Genomic DNA, 17,221 nt, shown 5'->3' with positions numbered 1-17,221 from the left:
CGAACGCAAAGATTTGAATTGAAGGAACGCACAAATGTCTAACACTCAAGCAGTCGGCAAGATCGTTCAGTGCATTGGCGCCGTCGTTGACGTGGAATTCCCGCGCGACAAGATGCCCAAGGTCTACGACGCCCTGAAGATGGAAGGCGCCGCTCTGACGCTGGAAGTCCAGCAGCAGCTGGGCGACGGCGTGGTCCGCACCATTGCGCTGGGTTCGTCCGACGGCCTGCGCCGCGGCACCGAGGTCTACAACACCGGCGACACCATCCAGGTGCCGGTCGGCAAGGCCACCCTCGGCCGCATCATGGACGTGCTGGGCAACCCCATCGACGAACGTGGTCCGGTCGCTTCCACGCTGACCGCCTCCATCCACCGCGCCGCTCCGGCCTACGACGAGCTGAGCCCGTCGCAGGACCTGCTGGAAACCGGCATCAAGGTGATCGACCTGATCTGCCCGTTCGCCAAGGGCGGCAAGGTGGGTCTGTTCGGTGGCGCCGGCGTCGGCAAGACCGTCAACATGATGGAGCTCATCAACAACATCGCCAAGGCGCACAGCGGTCTGTCCGTGTTCGCCGGCGTGGGTGAGCGCACCCGTGAGGGCAACGACTTCTATCACGAGATGTCGGACTCCGGCGTCGTCGTGCAGGAGAAGCTCGAAGACTCCAAGGTCGCCATGGTCTACGGCCAGATGAACGAGCCTCCGGGCAACCGTCTGCGCGTGGCGCTGACCGGCCTGACCATCGCCGAGTCGTTCCGCGACGAAGGCAAGGACGTGCTGTTCTTCGTGGACAACATCTACCGCTACACGCTGGCCGGTACCGAAGTGTCCGCACTGCTGGGCCGCATGCCTTCCGCCGTGGGCTACCAGCCGACGCTGGCCGAGGAAATGGGCCGCCTGCAGGAACGCATCACGTCGACCAAGGTCGGCTCGATCACGTCCATCCAGGCCGTCTACGTCCCTGCGGACGACTTGACCGACCCGTCCCCCGCCACGACCTTCGCCCACTTGGACGCCACCGTCGTGCTGTCGCGTGACATCGCCTCGCTGGGTATCTACCCCGCCGTGGACCCGCTGGACTCGACCAGCCGCCAGATCGACCCCAACGTCGTCGGCGAAGAGCACTACTCGACGACCCGTGCCGTGCAGCAGGTGCTGCAGCGCTACAAGGAGCTGCGCGACATCATCGCCATCCTGGGCATGGACGAACTGTCGCCGGATGACAAGCTGTCTGTCGCCCGCGCCCGCAAGATCCAGCGCTTCCTGTCGCAGCCTTTCCACGTCGCCGAAGTGTTCACGGGCACCCCGGGCAAGTACGTGCCGCTGAAGGAAACCATCCGCGGCTTCAAGATGATCGTCAACGGCGAGTGCGACACGCTGCCGGAGCAGGCCTTCTACATGGTCGGCACCATCGACGAAGCCTTCGAGAAGGCCAAGAAGATTCAATAAGACATTGCGGGACAGACCTGACGCGCAGCGGCAGCTCTGTCCCCAACTGATCAAGTCTTGAATCTTTGCAACCTAGCCAAGGAAGATTGAACATGGCAACCCTCCACGTCGACGTGGTCTCCGCCGAAGAGCAGATCTTCTCCGGCGAGGCCAAGTTCGTCGCCCTGCCGGGCGAGAGTGGCGAGCTCGGCATCCTGCCGAAGCACACGCCGCTGATCACCCGCATCAAGCCGGGCGCCGTGCGCATCGAGCTGGCCGATGGCAGCGAAGAGTTCGTCTTCGTTGCCGGCGGAATCCTCGAAGTGCAGCCGAACCGCGTTACCGTGCTGGCCGATACCGCCATCCGCGGCAAGGATCTGGACGAAGCCAAGGCCCTCGAGGCCAAGAAGCAGGCCGAGGAAGCGCTCAAGAACGCCAAGAGCGAACTCGACCAGGCCGCGATCCAGAACGAACTGCTCACGCTGGCGGCCCAGGTCGCGGCGCTGCGCAAGTTCCGCGCGAAGAGCTAAGGGCAAGCCCTGGCTGAACCGCAAGCCCGCCTCTTGGCGGGTTTTCTACTTTCTGACCCACCCATGACTTCCCCCGCCACCGCTCCCGCTGCTGCCCAGGATGGCCTGGATCTGCATGTCGAGCAGTGGGCGGCATGGGCGCCGGGTCTCGCGTCGCAGGACGACTGGCGCGCCTGGCTGCGCGATCCGCAGCCCCTGCCCGCCGACGCCCCGGCGTCGCCCCCCTTGCCCGAAGTGCCCGCCATGGCGCGGCGCCGCATCGATCCCCTGGGCCGCGCAGCCCTGCAGGTGGCCTACTGGGCCCAGCAGGATGTCGATGCCACGCTGCTGACGGCCATGCCGCTGGTGTTTGCGTCGCGTTGGGGCGAACTGGCGCGTTCCATCACGATGCTGCAGGAACTGGCCCAGGGCGAGGCGCTGTCGCCCACGGCCTTCAGCCACTCGGTGCACAACGCCATCGGCGCCCAGTACTCCATCCAGCGCGGCATCACGGCCAACGTCAGCGCCGTGGCGGCGGGCGAGGTCAGTGCCGCCGCCGGCTGGGTCGAAGCCCAGGCCCTGCTCGCCACCGGCGCGCCGGCCGTGTTGCTGACCGTCTTCGATGCGCCCCTGCCGGCGCTGTACGCCCCCACCGGGCTGGATGCGGCGATCGCGCCCCTGCATGCCTTTGCCTTGCGGCTGCGGCTGGCACGGCCGGGCGAGGCGGCTGTGCGGCTGTCACGTGAGGCCAGCCTCCCGCCTGCGACGCCCATGGCGCCGACGGCGCCCAATCTGCAGTTGCTGCACTTCCTGCTCGACCCTGCCGCCGAACTGCGCCAGGCAGACGGCGCTGCGGACTGGCATTGGCGCCATGTCGTCGCTCGCTAGCCTGGCTTCGGCTTGGTCGCGCGCCTGGCGGGTGCCGGCCACCGCCTTCAGCTTCACCTGCTTCGGCCTGGGCGGCCTGCTGATGGGCCTGATCGCCTTTCCGCTGATCAACCTGCTCGTCTGGGAGCCGCTGCGCCGCATCCGCTGGTCGCGCGCCCTGGTGGGCGCCAGCTTTCGCGGCTTCATCGGCCTGATGACGCTGCTGGGCCTGGTGCGGGTGCGCTGGACGGGCGCCGAGCGGCTGCAGCGCCGCGGCCTGCTGGTGCTGGCCAACCATCCGACGCTGATCGACGTCGTGGCGCTGATTGCCCGCACGCCCAATGCCGACTGCGTCGTGCGCGGTGGCCTGGGCAACAACCCCTTCACCTGGGGCCCGGTGCGCGCCTGTAACTATTTGCGCAACGACCGTGGCAGCGAGGTGTTGGAAGGATTCAACGCCAGCCTGGCATCCGGCAGCAATCTGGTGATTTTTCCCGAAGGGACCCGCAGCGTGCCGGGGCATGCTTTGCAGTTGCAGCGCGGTGCGGCCCAATTGGCCCTGCGCAGCGGCGTGGCGATCACGCCGGTGCACATCCGCTGCGAGCCGCTGGGCTTGAGCAAAGGTTGGCCGTGGTGGAAAACCCACGACCGGCCGTTACAGCTGAGTCTGGATGTGGGCGAGGACATCGCCGTGACACCCTTTCTAGAGGGGGCTCACGGAGAATTCCCGCTCGCCGCCAGGCGGCTCACGGGATACTTGCGGGACTATTTTTCTAGGGGAAAAGGCGATGGAACAGAGCCTGGAACTTGAAATCAAGACCTTGCTCATCGACGCCTTGAACCTCGAGGACATGAGCGCAGACGACATCGACGCCGAGCAGCCGCTCTTCGTCGAAGGCCTCGGCCTGGATTCCATCGACGCGCTCGAGCTGGGCCTGGCGCTGCAGAAGCGCTATGGCGTGACCATGTCGGCCGACTCGGAAGAGACGCGCCGGCATTTCCGCTCGATCCGGGCGTTGGCAGCCTTCGTGGCCACAAGCCGCAAGAGCTGAATCGCCAGGGGAGTTCAAATGACCGAACAAGACATCTACACGCGCCTGTCGGCCATCCTGGTCGAGACCTTCGACATCGAGCCCGAGCGCATCCGCCCCGAGGCCCGGCTGTACGACGACCTGGACATCGATTCCATCGACGCCGTGGACCTCATCGTCAAGCTCAAGCCCCTGGTGGGCAAGCGCCTGCAGCCCGAGGCCTTCAAGTCGGTACGCACGCTGCAGGACGTCGTCAACGCGCTGACGGCCCTGCTGCAGCAGGCTGACGAAACGACCGGCGAAGACGAAGCCGCGCTGCCGCGCGCCGCCTGAGTTCTTCTCTCCTTCCTTTCGTCCCAGCGTGCGCAACATCCTCTGGGTGGCGCTGACCGCCCTCTATCCCGTTCTCGTCTACCTGGGCCTCGCACATGCCGAGCCCCGGGTATTGGCCTTGCTGCTGCTCGCGCTGGCGCTGGCGCGTTATCTCGCCTCGCGCAGCCAGCAGGCGCTTGCGGTCGCGCTGGCCGGCCTGGTGCTGGCGGCGCTGACGGCCTGGTCCAACCAGCTGTTGCCGCTGAAGATCTATCCGGTGGCGATGAACGTGGCCATGCTGGTGCTGTTCGGCGCCAGCCTGCTCAAGGGCCAGACCGTCGTCGAGCGCCTGGCGCGCCTGCACGACCCCGAACTGGACGCCCACGGCGTGGCCTACACCCGGCGCGTCACCATCGTCTGGTGCGGCTTCTTCATCCTCAATGGCGGCATCAGCCTGGCCACGGCCCTGTGGGGCAGCGAGCAGACCTGGGCGCTCTACAACGGCCTCATCACCTATGTGCTGATGGGCACCCTGATGGGCGGCGAATGGCTGGTGCGCCGCCGCGTGCGAGCCGGCAAGCATGTGGCGTGAACTCCGACTCGGCCTCGCCGGTGCGCTGAGCCCGGCGCGGGCCGCCCAGCCCGTGGGCATTCGCGCCGGCCGCGCCATCATGTCGGCCGAGTTCCTGGCCCAGGCAGCCGGCTGGTTCGCGCATTTCCAGGCGCTGGCGACAGGGGATGTCGCTCTCCATTTCGAAGACACCTTGCATGCCGCCGCGGCCCTGTTTGGCGCCTGGCATGCGCGCAAGACCGTCTGGTGGCCTGGTGACGCATTGCCGGCCACGGCGCAGCGCCTGTCCGAGCGCGTGGGTGCCTTTGCCGGCGACTGGCCCGGCCGCCCCGATGCGACCGCCGCCGTGCCGGACGCTGCGCCGCCCGACTGGCAGCCGCTGGACCCGCAGGCGCCGCAGCTCGTGGTCTTCACGTCCGGCAGCAGCGGCGAGCCGACGGCCATCCCCAAGCAGCTGCACCAGCTCTTCGACGAGGTGAGGGCGCTGGAAGCCGAGTTCGGCGCACGCCTGGACGGCGCGACCATCCAGGCCACCGTCAGCCACCAGCACATCTACGGCCTGCTGTTCCGCGTGCTGTGGCCGCTGGCCGCCGGCCGGCCCACCGCGGCGCACCGCGTGGCCTATCTCGAAGACCTGCATGCCGCCCCCGGCCGCATCGCGCTGATTGCCAGCCCGGCCCATCTGAAGCGCCTGCAGCTCGCCGTCACCGGCGACCTGCCCGAGCGCCTGGCCGCCGTGTTCAGCTCCGGCGGCCCGCTGCCGGCCGATGCGCTGCCCCCTTGCGCCGAACGCCTGGGCCAGACGCCCATCGAGGTCTATGGCAGCAGCGAGACCGGCGGCGTGGCCTGGCGCCAGCGCCCGCCCGGCGCCGGCGATGCCGAGCCCTGGCGCGCGCTGCCGGGTGTCGAGTGGCAGTTGAGCGATGGCCAATTGCAGCTGCGCTCGGCCCATATCGGCGGCGATGCCTGGTACACCGCCGCCGACCATGCCCGCGCCGAAGGCCCCGGCTTCGTGCTGCTGGGCCGCGCGGACCGCATCGTCAAGGTGGAAGAGAAGCGTGTGTCGCTGGCCGCCGTCGAGCAGGCCCTGACGTCCAGCGGCCAGGTGCAGGAAGCCCGCGCCCTGCTGCTGCCGGGTTCGCGCCAGGAGCTGGGCGTCGTGCTGGTGCCCACGGCCGAGGCCTGGGACGCGATCGAGAAGGCCGGCCGCGCCGCCTGGCTGGCGCCGCTGCGCGAACGCCTGGCGGCCCAGCTGGAGGCCACCGTGCGCCCGCGCCGCTGGCGTTTGTGCAGCGAGCTGCCCGCCAACACCCAGGGCAAGGCGACGCAGGCCGCGCTGCAGGCCCTGTTCGACCCCATGCGCCCGCCCGCGCGGCTGCTGGCGCGCGAGCCGTTGACGGCGCGGCTGCGCCTGGACATCGAGGCCCGCCACCCCGGCTTCGAGGGCCATTTCGACGGCCAGCCCGTGTTGCCCGGTGTCGTGCAGCTGGACTGGGCCGAGCGCTTCGCCCGCGAGCTGTTCGCGCTGCAGCCGGCCTTCGCCGGGCTGGACCAGCTCAAGTTCCAGCAGGTCATCCGCCCCGGTACCACCGTGGATCTCGAGCTGACCGTCAATGCCGACGGCAGCGAGCTGCGCTTTGCGCTGACCAGCGAGCGCGGTGCCCACGCCAGTGGCAAGCTGCGCTTCGGAGCCACTGCGTGAAGGTTTGCGCCGTCATTCCCGTCTACAACCATGGCGGCACCGTCGCTGCGGTGGCGGCCAAGCTGCGCGGGCAGGGCCTGCCGGTGCTGCTGGTGGACGACGGCAGCGAGGCCGCCACCGCGACCCAGCTCGACGCGCTGGCGCGGCAGGACGGTATCCAGCTGCTGCGCCTGCCGCACAACCAGGGCAAGGGTGCGGCCGTCATCGCCGGCATGCGCCTGGCGGCCGAGCAGGGCTATACGCATGGCCTGCAGATCGACGCCGATGGTCAGCACGATGCCGGCGACGCCGCGCGTTTCGTCGCCGCCGCCGAGAGCAATCCGAAGGCGCTGATCTGCGGCTGCCCCGTCTACGACGCGTCCGTGCCGCGTGCGCGGCTGTATGGCCGCTATGCCACCCACATCTGGGTCTGGATCAACACGCTGAGCTTCGCGGTGCGCGACTCGATGTGCGGCTTTCGCATCTACCCGCTGGCCACCACGCTGCCGCAGTTGGCCCATGCGTCCATGGGCCGGCGCATGGACTTCGACACCGAGATCGCCGTTCGCCTGGTCTGGGCCGGTGTGCCGGTCGTCAACCAGCCCACCCGCGTGCACTACCCGGTGGGCGGCATCTCGCACTTCCGCGTCTGGCGCGACAACGTGCTGATCTCGGCCATGCACACGCGGCTCTTCTTCGGCATGTTGTGGCGCAGCCCCATCCTGCTAGCGCGCAAGCTGCGGAGCCCTTCGGCATGACGGCGCGTGCCCAGCACTGGGCGAACCTGGGCGAGACCACCTTCGTCAGCGGCATCTGGCTGCTGTACGGCGTGCACAGACTCTTCGGCCGGCGCCTGGTGCGCTGGGCCATGTTCCCCGTCGTGCTGCTGCACTGGCTGACGCGGCCGGCGCTGCGCCGCGCATCGCTCGAATACCTGCGCCATCTGCACCGCGCCGAGCCCGGCGTGTTCAAGCGCGAGCCCGACTGGCGCGAGGGCCTGCGCCACGTCGCCTGCTTTGCCGAGACCATGCTGGACAAGCTGCTGGCCATGGCCGGCCGCTACCCGGGCGAAGCCGTGCGCGAGCAGGACTTCTCCATGGTCGACGCCATGCTGGCCCGCGGCCAGGGCGGCATCCTGATCACTGCCCATATGGGTTGCCTGGAGCTGTGCCGCATGATCGGCAAGTCCAAGCATGGGCTGAAGCTGACGGTGCTGGTGCACACCCGCCATGCCCAGGCCTTCAACCGCATCCTCAAGCGCCTGGACCCGGCCTCGGCCGTCAACCTGCTGGAGGTCACCGATTTCGGCCCGAACATGGCGCTGCAGCTCAAGGCCCTGGTGGATGCCGGCGGCTGGGTGGCCATTGCCGGCGACCGCGTGCCCATCCAATCCGCGCAGACCGTCACCGTCGATTTCCTCGGCGCGCCGGCGCCGCTGCCGGTGGGCGCCTATGTGCTGGCTGGCGTGCTGCACTGCCCGCTGGTGCTGCTGACCTGCCTGCACAAGGGCACCGGCTACGAGATCCGTTTCGAGCTGCTGGCCGAGCGCCTGCACCTGCCGCGCGCCGGCCGCCGCGAGGCTCTGGCCCAATACGCCCAAACCTACGCGCAGATCCTGCAGCGCCGCCTGCGCGAATCGCCCTATGACTGGTTCAACTTCTACGCTTTCTGGGACAGCCCGCATGCCGCTTGAACAGCAGCCCCAAGGCTGGGCGCAGCCCAGCCCGCCCCCCGAGGGGGTCAAGGAACCTAGGGGCGGCCCGGCGGTTCCTTGCGAGATTGTTTTCGACGGCCGCCCGCTGAGCCTGGATGACATCGCCGCCATCTCCCGCCGCGAGGCCCGCGCCCGCCTGAGCAGCGCGCCCGACTTCGTGCGCCACATCGACGCCGGCGCCGAGTTCATTGCCCGCCTGTTGGCCGAGGACGGCGTTGTCTACGGCGTCACCACCGGCTATGGCGACTCCTGCACCGTCAGCATCCCGCCGGCGCTCGTCGCCGAGCTGCCGCGTCATCTTTACACCTATCACGGCATCGGTGCCGGCCCAATGCTGGCGCCCGAGCAGGTGCGTGCCGTGCTGGCCGTGCGCCTGCAGTCCCTGGCGCAGGGTGTGTCGGGCGTGAGCTACGCCTTGCTGCAACAGTTGGCTGCCCTGATCGAGCACGACATCCTGCCGCTGATCCCCAGCGAGGGTTCGGTTGGCGCCAGCGGCGACCTGACGCCGCTGAGCTATGTCGCGGCCGTGCTGTGCGGCGAGCGCGAGGTCTGGTTCCAGGGCCAGCAGATGCAGTCGGCGCAGGCCCTCGCGGCCGTTGGCCTCAAGCCGCACACGCTGCGGCCCAAGGAAGGCCTGGCCATCATGAACGGCACGGCCGTCATGACGGCTCTGGCCTGCCTGGCCTTCCAGCGCGCCGAGAGGCTGTCGCTGCTGGCCACGCGCATCACGGCGGCCAATGTGGTCGCCAGCGCCGGCAATGCCCATCACTTCGACGAGCGCCTGTTCGCCGTCAAACCGCATGCCGGCCAGCAGCGCGTCGCCGCGCGCCTGCGCACCGACCTCGCCAGCGACAGGCCCAGCCGCAATGAACAGCGCCTGCAGGACCGTTACTCGCTGCGCTGCGCGCCCCACGTCATCGGCGTGCTGGAAGACGCGCTGCCCTGGCTGCGTCAGCTCATCGAGAACGAGCTCAACAGCGCCAACGACAACCCGCTGGTCGATGCGGTGGAAGAGCGCGTGCTGCATGGTGGCCATTTCTACGGCGGCCATATCGCGATGGCCATGGACACGCTGAAGACGGCCGTCGCCAACGTCGCCGACCTGCTCGACCGCCAGCTCGCCCTGCTGGTGGACACGCGCTTCAACCACGGCCTGCCGTCGAATCTGAGCGGTGCGCTCGGCGAGCGCGCCGCCATCAACCATGGTCTGAAGGCGCTGCAGATCAGTGTCTCTGCCTGGACGGCGGAGGCCCTGAAGCAGACCATGCCGGCCTCGGTCTTCAGCCGCAGCACCGAGTGCCACAACCAGGACAAGGTCAGCATGGGCAGCATCGCCGCCCGCGACGCATTGCGCGTGCTGGACCTCAGTGAGCAGGTTGTCGCGGGGCTGCTCATCAGCGCCCGCCAGGGCATCGGCCTGCGCCAGCGCCTGGGCGGCCTGCAGCTGAGCCCGTCGCTGTCGGCCTGGTACGAGCAGCTGTGTGCCCGCCTGCCGCTTATCGACGAAGACCGCGCGCTGGACGCCGAGCTGCAGATGTTGCTGCGCGAGATCCGTTTGCCCGCCGGAGCCCTGCATGCGCCTGCGTGAGGATCCCCGTCTCGCCCACGAGATCGAGATCACCCCCGCCTTCCACGATCTCGATCCGATGGAGATCGTCTGGCACGGGCGCTATGTGCAGTACCTGGAGCAGGCCCGCTGCGCGCTGCTGCAGCGCTTCAACTACGACTACCCCGAGATGCGCGCCAGCGGCTACTCGTGGCCCATCATCCATCTGCAACTGAAGTACGTGCGCCCCGCCGAATACGGCATGCGCCTGGGCGTGCGCGCCTGCATCACCGAGTGGGAGCATCGCCTGCGCATCGACTACACGGTGCGCGATCTCGCGACCAACGAGCGCCTGACCAAGGCCCACACGCTGATGGTGGCCGTGGACATGCGCAGCAAGGAAATGCAGTTCGCCAGCCCGCCCATCTTGTTTGAACGTCTGGGCATCCCCCTGCCATGAAGCGCCGCCTCTTCCTTCTCGCCGCGTGCCCGTTGCCCGCGTTGGCCGACACCATCGCCCAGGTCCAGCAACGCCTCGTCAGCGCCGCCGTGCAGCGCGGTCGCTTCGAGCAGGACAAGCAGCTCGCCGGCTTCGCCAAGCCGCTGAAGAGCCAGGGCGACTACCTGCTGGTGCGCGGCAAGGGCCTGATCTGGCGCACCACCGCACCCTTCGCCAGCCAACTGGTGCTGACGCGCGACCGCATCGCTGGCGGTGGCGGGCTGCAGCTGGACGCCAGCAAGGAGCCCGGCATCCGCGTCGTGACCCAGCTGATGCTGTCGCTGCTGGACGGCGACCTCGGCGCGCTGCAACAGGCCTTCGAAGTGCAGGCCAGCCTGCAAGGCGACAAGGCCTGGCGCGCGGCGCTCAAGCCCAAGGCGGCTGCGCTGGCCCAGCTCTTCAGCCGCATCGAGCTGGAAGGCGACCGCCAGCTGCGCCGCATCGTCATGACCGAAGCCCAGGGCGACACGACGACGCTGCGCTTCGACGAGCAGGCCCGCGAGCCCGCCGCCCCCAGCGCCGACGAGGCCAAGCAGCTTGGTTGATCGCCCCCGCCTGTGGGCGCCCTGGCTTTGGGCGCTCGCGCTGCTGCTGATGGCCGCCGGCCTGGCCGTGGCCGCCTGGCAGGGGCGCGTGCGCATCAACACCGATGTGCTGGCCATGCTGCCCAAGGACGAGCGCCGGCCCGAGGTCGAGCAGGCGCTGGCAGCGCTGGCCAAGGCCGGCGAAGGCCGTGTCATCGTGCTGCTGCGCGCACCCGACCACAGCGAGGCGGTGATGGACCGCTTCATCAGGAAGCTGCAGGCCGCCGCCCCGGGCATCAAGCTGCGCCATCAGGTGTCGGACCAGCAGCAGGCCGACTGGCTCAAGTTCTTCGCCCCGCAACGCGGCGCCCTGCTGACCGATACGCAACGTGCCCGGCTGGAGTCCACCGCGTCGGATGTGCTGGCCCAGGAAGCCCTGACCGGCCTGATGCAGCCCATGGGCCTGCCGCGCGTGGGGCGCTGGATCGACGACCCCTTCAACACCCTCGGGGCCTGGCTCGCCGAGCGCGCGCAAAGCAGCAAGGTGCGCGCCCTCGACGGCCGCCTGCGCCTGGCCGATGCCCAGGGCGACTGGATGCTGGCGCTGATCGACAGCGGCGCCAGCGCCTTCGCCTTGAGCGACAACGAACGCATCGCCAACGCCCTCGCGCAGGCCCGCGCGGCCGTGCCGGAGGCCCAGGTGCTGGCCGCCGGCGTGCCCCTGCATGCGCATGCCGCCGCCACCCAGGCCCAGCGCGAGATGCATCTCATCGGCGTGGGCTCCCTCGTCGGCGTGTTCGCGCTGAGCTGGGTTGCCTTCGCCCGCATCCGGCCGCGCCTGCTGGTACTGCTGTCGGTGGGCAGCGGCCTGCTGGTGGCCGTGGCGGCGACGCTGGCGGTGTTCGGCGAGCTGCACCTCATCACGCTGGTGTTCGGCGCCAGTCTCGTCGGCGTGGCCGAGAACTACGCCAGCAGCCACTACAGCAGCCGCATCGCCCAGCCGCCGGCGCAGCGCTTTGCGTTGATGCGCGAGCAACTGCCGACCATGGTGCTGGCGCTCAGCACGACGTTGGCCGGCTATGCGCTGCTGGCCACGACACCTTTCCCCGGCCTGCAGCAGGTCGCGCTGTTCTCGGCCGCCGGCCTGACGGCCGCCTTTGTCAGCACCTGGCTGTGGTTCCCGCATCTGGACGCCGGCCCCGTGCCCGTGCGGCCGCTGACGCGCGCTCTCGGCCGAGCCTGGCAGCGCTGGCCGCAGCTGAACTGGCGCGGTGGCCTGATCGGTGGCCTCGTCATCGCCGCGCTGCTGGCTGCGGCGGTCTGGCGTGGCCGGGCCAACGACGACATCCGCCTGCTGCAGAACACGCCGCCCGCGCTGATGCAGGAGCAGATCGACATCGGCCGGCGCCTGGACCTGCCCAGCCCGGCCCAGTTCTATCTGCTCACCGCCGGCAGCGAAGCTGTGCTGCTGGAGCGCGAGGAAGCCCTGAAGGCCAAGCTTGGCGGCGTGCCGGGACTGGCCGGCTGGCAGGCCGTGTCCGACTGGGTGCCGTCGCCCGCCCGCCAGGCCACCGACGCGGCCCTGGTGCAGCGCCGCTGGGCCGAGGTGTCGCTGGGGGTGGCCGAGCAACTGGGCCAGCCCCTGCCGCAGCGCGACGCCGTCGCCGCGCCCGTGCTCACCGTGGAGGCCTGGCGTGCCGCGCCCGTCAGTGAGGCCGCGCGCCACCAATGGCTGGGTCGCGATGCCGACGGCCGCTGGCACAGCGTCGTGATGCTGCGCGGCGTGTCGCGCGAACGGCTGCCCCAGCTCGCGGCCCTGGCCGACGGCGACACCGTGCGCTGGGTCGACAAGGTGGCCGATGTCTCCGAGCTGTTGGCCCGCCAGCGCATCCGCATGCTGGGCGTGCTGGTCATCGCCGTCGGCGCCGTGGCGGCCCTGCTGGCCTGGCGCCTGGGTGCCGCCTGGTGGCGAGCCCTGGTGCCGACGCTGCTGGCCGGCGGCCTGTCCCTCGCCGCCACCGCGCTGCTGGGCCAGCCCTGGCAGCTCTTCCATGTGCTGGCCCTGCTGCTGCTGCTCGGCGTGGGGGTGGACTACGGCATCTTCCTGCTCGCCCAACCCAGCCGGCGCGACCTGCGCGGCTTCGTCTCCATCACACTCGCGGCCGCCAGCACCTGGCTGTCCTTCGGGCTGCTGGCCCTGTCCGGCACGCCGGCCTTGCGGGCCTTCGGCCTGACCCTGGGCCTGGGAATTGCCCTGGCCTGGGTCCTCACTCCCTTCTTCATCACCGACCATGACTCACGAAACGACTGACGTCTGCATCATCGGCGCAGGCCCTGCAGGCGCCGTCGCTGCGGCCCTGCTGCGCCGCCAGGGCCTGGCCGTGACCGTGCTGGAGCGCCAGACCTTCCCGCGCTTCTCCATCGGCGAGAGCCTGCTGCCGCAGTCCATGGCCTATATCGAGAAGGCCGGCCTGCTGCAGGATGTCGTCGAGGCCGGTTTCCAGTTCAAGAACGGCGCCGCCTTCTGCCGCGGCCCGAAGCGCACCGCCTTCGACTTCCGCGACAAGTTCACCCCCGGCTGGGGCACCACCTACCAGGTGCAGCGCGCGCATTTCGACAAGGTGCTGGCCGACGGTGCCGCCAAGGCCGGCGCCGATGTGCGCTACCGCCATGAGGTGACGGCCGTGCGTGTGAGCCCGGGCCAGCGCCCGCAGCTGGACGTGCAGCCGCTGGACGGCGGCGCGGCCTATACCGTGGAGGCCGGCCATCTGCTGGACGCCAGCGGCTTCGGCCGCACGCTGCCGCGCCTGCTCGACCTGGAGACGCCCTCGGCCTTCCCGGTCCGCGCCGCCACCTTCACGCATGTGCAGGACCGCATCAGCGACCCGACGTTTGACCGCACCAAGATCCTCGTCACCGTGCACCCGGAAGATGTGGACGTTTGGTTCTGGACCATTCCCTTCAGCAACGGCCGCTGCTCACTGGGCGTGGTCGCGCGGGCCGAATACTTCGAGCGCTTCCCCGAAGACGCGACGGAGCGCCTGAAGGCCGTCGTCGCCGAGACGCCCTCGCTGGCCGCGCTGCTGAAGGACGCCGTCTGGGACACCCCGGCCAACAAGCTGCAGGGCTATGCGGCCAATGTGAAGTCGCTGTGGGGCCCGGGCTTCGCGCTGCTGGGCAATGCGGGCGAGTTCCTGGACCCGGTGTTCTCCAGCGGCGTGACCATCGCCGTGAAGTCCGCCGACCTGGCCGTGACGGCGCTGCTGCGTGAACGCGCCGGCGAAGCGGTGGACTGGGAGAAGGACTACGCCAAGCCGCTGCGCGCCGGCGTGGATGCCTTCCGTGCCTTTGTGGAGAGTTGGTACCGCGGCGGCTTCCAGGACGTCATCTTCCACCAGGACCAGAACCCCGACATCCGCCGCATGATCTCGTCCATCCTGGCCGGCTATGCCTGGGACCTGACCAACCCCTACGTCGCGCATCCCGAGCGCATGCGCACGCTGGAGCAGTTGTGCGCCCCCTGATCCTGTTCGCTGCGCTGTTGCTGTCAGCCTGTCAGACGCTGCCGCCACCGGCCGGGCTGCCGCCGCTGCAACTGGCGCCGGCCGCTTTCGGTGCCGAACTGTCGCTGGCCCAGCGGCTGACGGTGACAGACGCGCCCGACGACCCCAACGGCGCCGTCACCGAGCGCCAGCTCGATACGTTGCTGCAGGTCGACGCGCAGCAGCTGCAACTCGCCGGCCTCGCTTTTGGCCAGCGCGTGCTGACGATGCAATGGAACGGCCGTGAGCTGCAGGTCAAGCGCCACCCCATGCTGCCCGCCGCGGTCGACCCGGCGCGCGTGCTGCGCGACGTGGCGCTGGTGTTTGCGCCCCTGCCCGCGCTGCAGGCCGCGCTGCCCGCGGGCTGGACGCTGGATGAAGCCGGCAACGAGCGCACGCTGCGCCAGGCCGGCGAGGTGCGCCTGACCGTGCGCTACCTGGACGGCCGCGCGCGCGTCGAGATCGACAATCGCGCCGAGCACTACCAACTGCGCATCGAATCGCGCCCACTGGAGGGCGGCTGATGAATTTCTACCTGAATGCCCTGGGCGTCGTTTGTGCGGCGGGCGACAACGCCGACACGCTGGCGCAGGCGCTGTGGGCGAGCGCCCCCGGTGGCGTGGAAGCCGAGGCCTGGCGCGGCCGCACGCTGCACCTGGGTCGCGTGCGCCAGACCCTGCCCTTGCCCGAGGCCACGGCACAGCGCAGCCGCAACAACGCGCTGCTGCTGACCGCACTGCAACCCATCCGCGCCGCCGTGGACGCTGCGCGTGACCGCTTCGGCCCGCAGCGCGTGGCCGTCGTGCTGGGCACCAGCACCTCGGGCGTCGGCGAGAGCGAAGCCGCCTGGCATCAATACCAGGCCGAGGGCGGCCTGCCCGCCTGGCATGACGTGCGCCAGCAGGAGATCGGCTCCGGCGCCACATTGCTGGCTGCTGAGCTCGGCACGCTGGGCCCAGCCTATGTCATCTCCACGGCCTGCTCGTCCAGCAGCAAGGCCTTGGCCAGCGCCGCGCGGCTGCTGCAAGCGGGCATGGCCGACGCCGTCGTCTGCGGTGGCGCCGACAGCCTGTGCGACTTCACCGTCGCCGGCTTCGCCGCGCTGGAGGCCGTCAGCGACGCGCGCTGCAACCCCATGAGTGCGCGGCGCTGCGGCATCAACATCGGCGAGGCGGGCGCGCTCTTCCTGATGACCCGCGACAAACATGTCGATGGGGGCGAAGGCCCGGCCGTGCGCCTGGCCGGCTGGGGCGAGACCAGCGACGCCCACCACATCTCCGCCCCAGAGCCCAGCGGCCGCGGCGCCGAGGCCGCGATGCGCGCTGCGCTGGGCATGGCGGGCCTCACGCCGGCCGACATCGGCTACCTCAACCTGCACGGCACGGCCACGCAGCACAACGATGCGATGGAGAGCGAAGCCGTGGCCCGCGTCTTTGGCCTCGACACACCTTGCAGCTCCACCAAGCCGCTGACCGGCCATACGCTGGGCGCCGCCGGCGCGTTGGAGGCCGGCATCGCCTGGCTGACGCTGCTCGGCGACGGGGGCCTGCCGGCCCACCATTTCGACGGCGAGCGCGACCCGGCCCTGCCTGCCATCCGTCTCGTGCAGCCGGGCGAGCGCCTGGCCGCTGCGCCGCGCGCCGTGTTGTCCAATTCCTTTGCGTTCGGCGGCAGCAACGCCGCCCTGGTACTCACACGTGAAGACTGATCCCACCATCGCCGAACTGGTGCCGCACCGCGGCGCCATGTGCTGGCTCGACCACGTCATCGAGGCCGATGCTGAATCGCTGCTGGCCGAGGCCTGCGTGCGCGCCGACCACCTGCTGGTGCGCGATGGCCAGCTCAGCGCCTCGGCCGGCGTGGAGTACATGGCGCAGGCCGCCGCCGCCTGGGCCGGCTGGCAGCGCCGCGCCAGCGAAGGCGGCGCCTCGCGCATCGGCTTCCTGCTCGGCACGCGCCGCTACCAATGCAGCGTCCCGGCCTTCCGCGTCGGCGATGTGCTGCGCGTCAAGGTGCAGCGTCTCTTCCAGGCCGACAACGGCCTCGGACAATTCGAATGCGTCATCGCCATCGATGGCGCCGAGGTGGCACGCGCCAGCCTCAATGTCTTCGGGCCTGACGACCCGGAGGCTTTCCTGAACGGACAGACCCCATGAGCAGTACACCCCACACCGTCCTCGTGACGGGTTCCAGCCGCGGCATTGGCCGCGCCATCGCGCTGCGGCTGGCGCGCGACGGCTACGACGTCGTCATCCATTGCCGCAGCCGCCGTGACGAGGCCGAGGCCGTCGCCCAGGCCGTGCGCGAACTCGGCCGCAATGCCCGCGTGCTGGCCTTCGACGTCGCCGACCGCGCTGCCACCGCCGCCGCACTCGAGGCCGACGTCGAGGCCCATGGCTGCTATTACGGTGTCGTCTGCAACGCCGGCATCGCCCGCGACGGTGCCTTCCCGGCCCTGACCGGCGAGGACTGGGACGCCGTCATCCACACCAATCTGGATGCCTTCTACAACGTGCTGCAGCCGCTGACCATGCCGCTGGTGCGCCGCCGCAAGCCGGGCCGCATCGTCACGCTGGCCTCGGTCTCGGGCCTGGTGGGCAACCGCGGGCAGGTCAACTACAGTGCCGCCAAGGCCGGCATCATCGGCGCCACCAAGGCGCTGGCCGTCGAGCTGGCCAGCCGCAAGATCACGGTCAACTGCGTGGCGCCGGGCCTGATCGAGACGGACATGATCGAGCCGCATGTGCTGGAGCACGCGATGCAGATGATCCCGGCGCAGCGCGTCGGCCAGCCCGAGGAAGTGGCGGCCCTGGTCGCCTTCTTGATGAGCGAGGACGCCGCGTACATCACGCGGCAGGTGATTTCGGTCAACGGAGGGATGGTCGGATGAGGGCGGGCCGAGCGACGGGCCGCTCCCTAGCCGGCCCGCATCCCCTCGGGGGATCGGCCGGCGTACTCGGCGGACGAGGGGCAGACATGCTGCAGGTGATTTCTGTGAA

At 69.9% G+C, this 17,221-nt stretch carries 19 protein-coding genes; all 19 read left to right on the top strand.

Features of this window, described 5'->3' with window-relative positions; all coding sequences use genetic code 11:
• Positions 1 to 34: 34 nt before the first annotated feature.
• The 19 genes from atpD (at position 35) to fabG (ending at position 17,112) form a co-directional block, all read left to right on the top strand.
• Entirely contained in the window at positions 35 to 1,447 is a 1,413-nt protein-coding gene (gene atpD / locus AC1D2H_RS11405) for a F0F1 ATP synthase subunit beta (RefSeq protein WP_477932046.1), read from the top strand.
• Positions 1,448 to 1,539: 92 nt separating this feature from the next.
• Positions 1,540 to 1,956 (top strand): F0F1 ATP synthase subunit epsilon, encoded by a 417-nt coding sequence (locus AC1D2H_RS11400; RefSeq protein ID WP_477932044.1) that lies wholly within the window; start codon positions 1,540 to 1,542, stop codon positions 1,954 to 1,956.
• A gap of 63 nt (positions 1,957 to 2,019) precedes the next feature.
• Entirely contained in the window at positions 2,020 to 2,823 is an 804-nt protein-coding gene (locus tag AC1D2H_RS11395) for a beta-ketoacyl synthase chain length factor (protein ID WP_478011011.1), read from the top strand.
• 82 nt (positions 2,824 to 2,905) lie between these two features.
• Positions 2,906 to 3,613 carry a lysophospholipid acyltransferase family protein gene (locus AC1D2H_RS11390; protein ID WP_477932040.1) on the top strand — a complete coding sequence of 236 codons (708 nt, stop codon included), beginning with the start codon at positions 2,906 to 2,908 and terminating at the stop codon, positions 3,611 to 3,613.
• Entirely contained in the window at positions 3,591 to 3,854 is a 264-nt protein-coding gene (locus tag AC1D2H_RS11385) for a phosphopantetheine-binding protein (protein ID WP_477932038.1), read from the top strand. The genes AC1D2H_RS11390 and AC1D2H_RS11385 overlap by 23 nt, the downstream gene beginning before the upstream one ends.
• Positions 3,855 to 3,872: 18 nt before the next feature.
• Positions 3,873 to 4,166, top strand: coding sequence for an acyl carrier protein (locus AC1D2H_RS11380; RefSeq protein WP_477932036.1), 294 nt, complete (start codon positions 3,873 to 3,875; stop codon positions 4,164 to 4,166).
• Between the two features lie 28 nt (positions 4,167 to 4,194).
• Positions 4,195 to 4,737 carry a COG4648 family protein gene (locus AC1D2H_RS11375; RefSeq protein ID WP_478011010.1) on the top strand — a complete coding sequence of 181 codons (543 nt, stop codon included), beginning with the start codon at positions 4,195 to 4,197 and terminating at the stop codon, positions 4,735 to 4,737.
• Positions 4,727 to 6,418, top strand: coding sequence for an ApeI family dehydratase (locus AC1D2H_RS11370; RefSeq protein WP_478011009.1), 1,692 nt, complete (start codon positions 4,727 to 4,729; stop codon positions 6,416 to 6,418). The genes AC1D2H_RS11375 and AC1D2H_RS11370 overlap by 11 nt, the downstream gene beginning before the upstream one ends.
• Positions 6,415 to 7,155, top strand: coding sequence for a glycosyltransferase family 2 protein (locus AC1D2H_RS11365; RefSeq protein ID WP_478011008.1), 741 nt, complete (start codon positions 6,415 to 6,417; stop codon positions 7,153 to 7,155). The genes AC1D2H_RS11370 and AC1D2H_RS11365 overlap by 4 nt, the downstream gene beginning before the upstream one ends.
• Complete coding sequence (locus AC1D2H_RS11360) at positions 7,152 to 8,090, top strand: LpxL/LpxP family acyltransferase (protein ID WP_478011007.1); 939 nt, start codon at positions 7,152 to 7,154, stop codon at positions 8,088 to 8,090. Before AC1D2H_RS11365 ends, AC1D2H_RS11360 begins: the two co-directional genes overlap by 4 nt.
• A complete protein-coding gene (locus tag AC1D2H_RS11355; RefSeq protein WP_478011006.1) occupies positions 8,080 to 9,699 on the top strand; it encodes an HAL/PAL/TAL family ammonia-lyase in 1,620 nt (539 codons plus the stop codon). Before AC1D2H_RS11360 ends, AC1D2H_RS11355 begins: the two co-directional genes overlap by 11 nt.
• Positions 9,686 to 10,117 (top strand): acyl-CoA thioesterase, encoded by a 432-nt coding sequence (locus AC1D2H_RS11350; protein ID WP_477932024.1) that lies wholly within the window; start codon positions 9,686 to 9,688, stop codon positions 10,115 to 10,117. The genes AC1D2H_RS11355 and AC1D2H_RS11350 overlap by 14 nt, the downstream gene beginning before the upstream one ends.
• Positions 10,114 to 10,701 (top strand): LolA family protein, encoded by a 588-nt coding sequence (locus AC1D2H_RS11345; RefSeq protein WP_478011005.1) that lies wholly within the window; start codon positions 10,114 to 10,116, stop codon positions 10,699 to 10,701. The genes AC1D2H_RS11350 and AC1D2H_RS11345 overlap by 4 nt, the downstream gene beginning before the upstream one ends.
• Positions 10,694 to 12,991: an MMPL family transporter gene (locus AC1D2H_RS11340; protein ID WP_478011004.1), complete on the top strand. Its 2,298-nt coding sequence runs from the start codon at positions 10,694 to 10,696 to the stop codon at positions 12,989 to 12,991. The genes AC1D2H_RS11345 and AC1D2H_RS11340 overlap by 8 nt, the downstream gene beginning before the upstream one ends.
• A complete protein-coding gene (locus tag AC1D2H_RS11335; RefSeq protein ID WP_477932018.1) occupies positions 12,972 to 14,204 on the top strand; it encodes an NAD(P)/FAD-dependent oxidoreductase in 1,233 nt (410 codons plus the stop codon). The genes AC1D2H_RS11340 and AC1D2H_RS11335 overlap by 20 nt, the downstream gene beginning before the upstream one ends.
• Positions 14,192 to 14,746 (top strand): DUF3261 domain-containing protein, encoded by a 555-nt coding sequence (locus AC1D2H_RS11330; protein WP_478011003.1) that lies wholly within the window; start codon positions 14,192 to 14,194, stop codon positions 14,744 to 14,746. The genes AC1D2H_RS11335 and AC1D2H_RS11330 overlap by 13 nt, the downstream gene beginning before the upstream one ends.
• Positions 14,746 to 15,930 (top strand): beta-ketoacyl-ACP synthase, encoded by a 1,185-nt coding sequence (locus tag AC1D2H_RS11325; protein ID WP_478011002.1) that lies wholly within the window; start codon positions 14,746 to 14,748, stop codon positions 15,928 to 15,930. The genes AC1D2H_RS11330 and AC1D2H_RS11325 overlap by 1 nt, the downstream gene beginning before the upstream one ends.
• Positions 15,920 to 16,378 carry a hotdog family protein gene (locus tag AC1D2H_RS11320; protein ID WP_477932012.1) on the top strand — a complete coding sequence of 153 codons (459 nt, stop codon included), beginning with the start codon at positions 15,920 to 15,922 and terminating at the stop codon, positions 16,376 to 16,378. The genes AC1D2H_RS11325 and AC1D2H_RS11320 overlap by 11 nt, the downstream gene beginning before the upstream one ends.
• Entirely contained in the window at positions 16,375 to 17,112 is a 738-nt protein-coding gene (gene fabG / locus AC1D2H_RS11315) for a 3-oxoacyl-ACP reductase FabG (RefSeq protein WP_477932010.1), read from the top strand. Before AC1D2H_RS11320 ends, fabG begins: the two co-directional genes overlap by 4 nt.
• Positions 17,113 to 17,221: the final 109 nt, after the last annotated feature.

The sequence above is a fragment of the Roseateles sp. P1_C1_2 genome (assembly GCF_056406535.1).
Note: the sequence above shows the minus strand (reverse complement) of the source record. Positions and strands in the feature narration are given on the sequence as shown.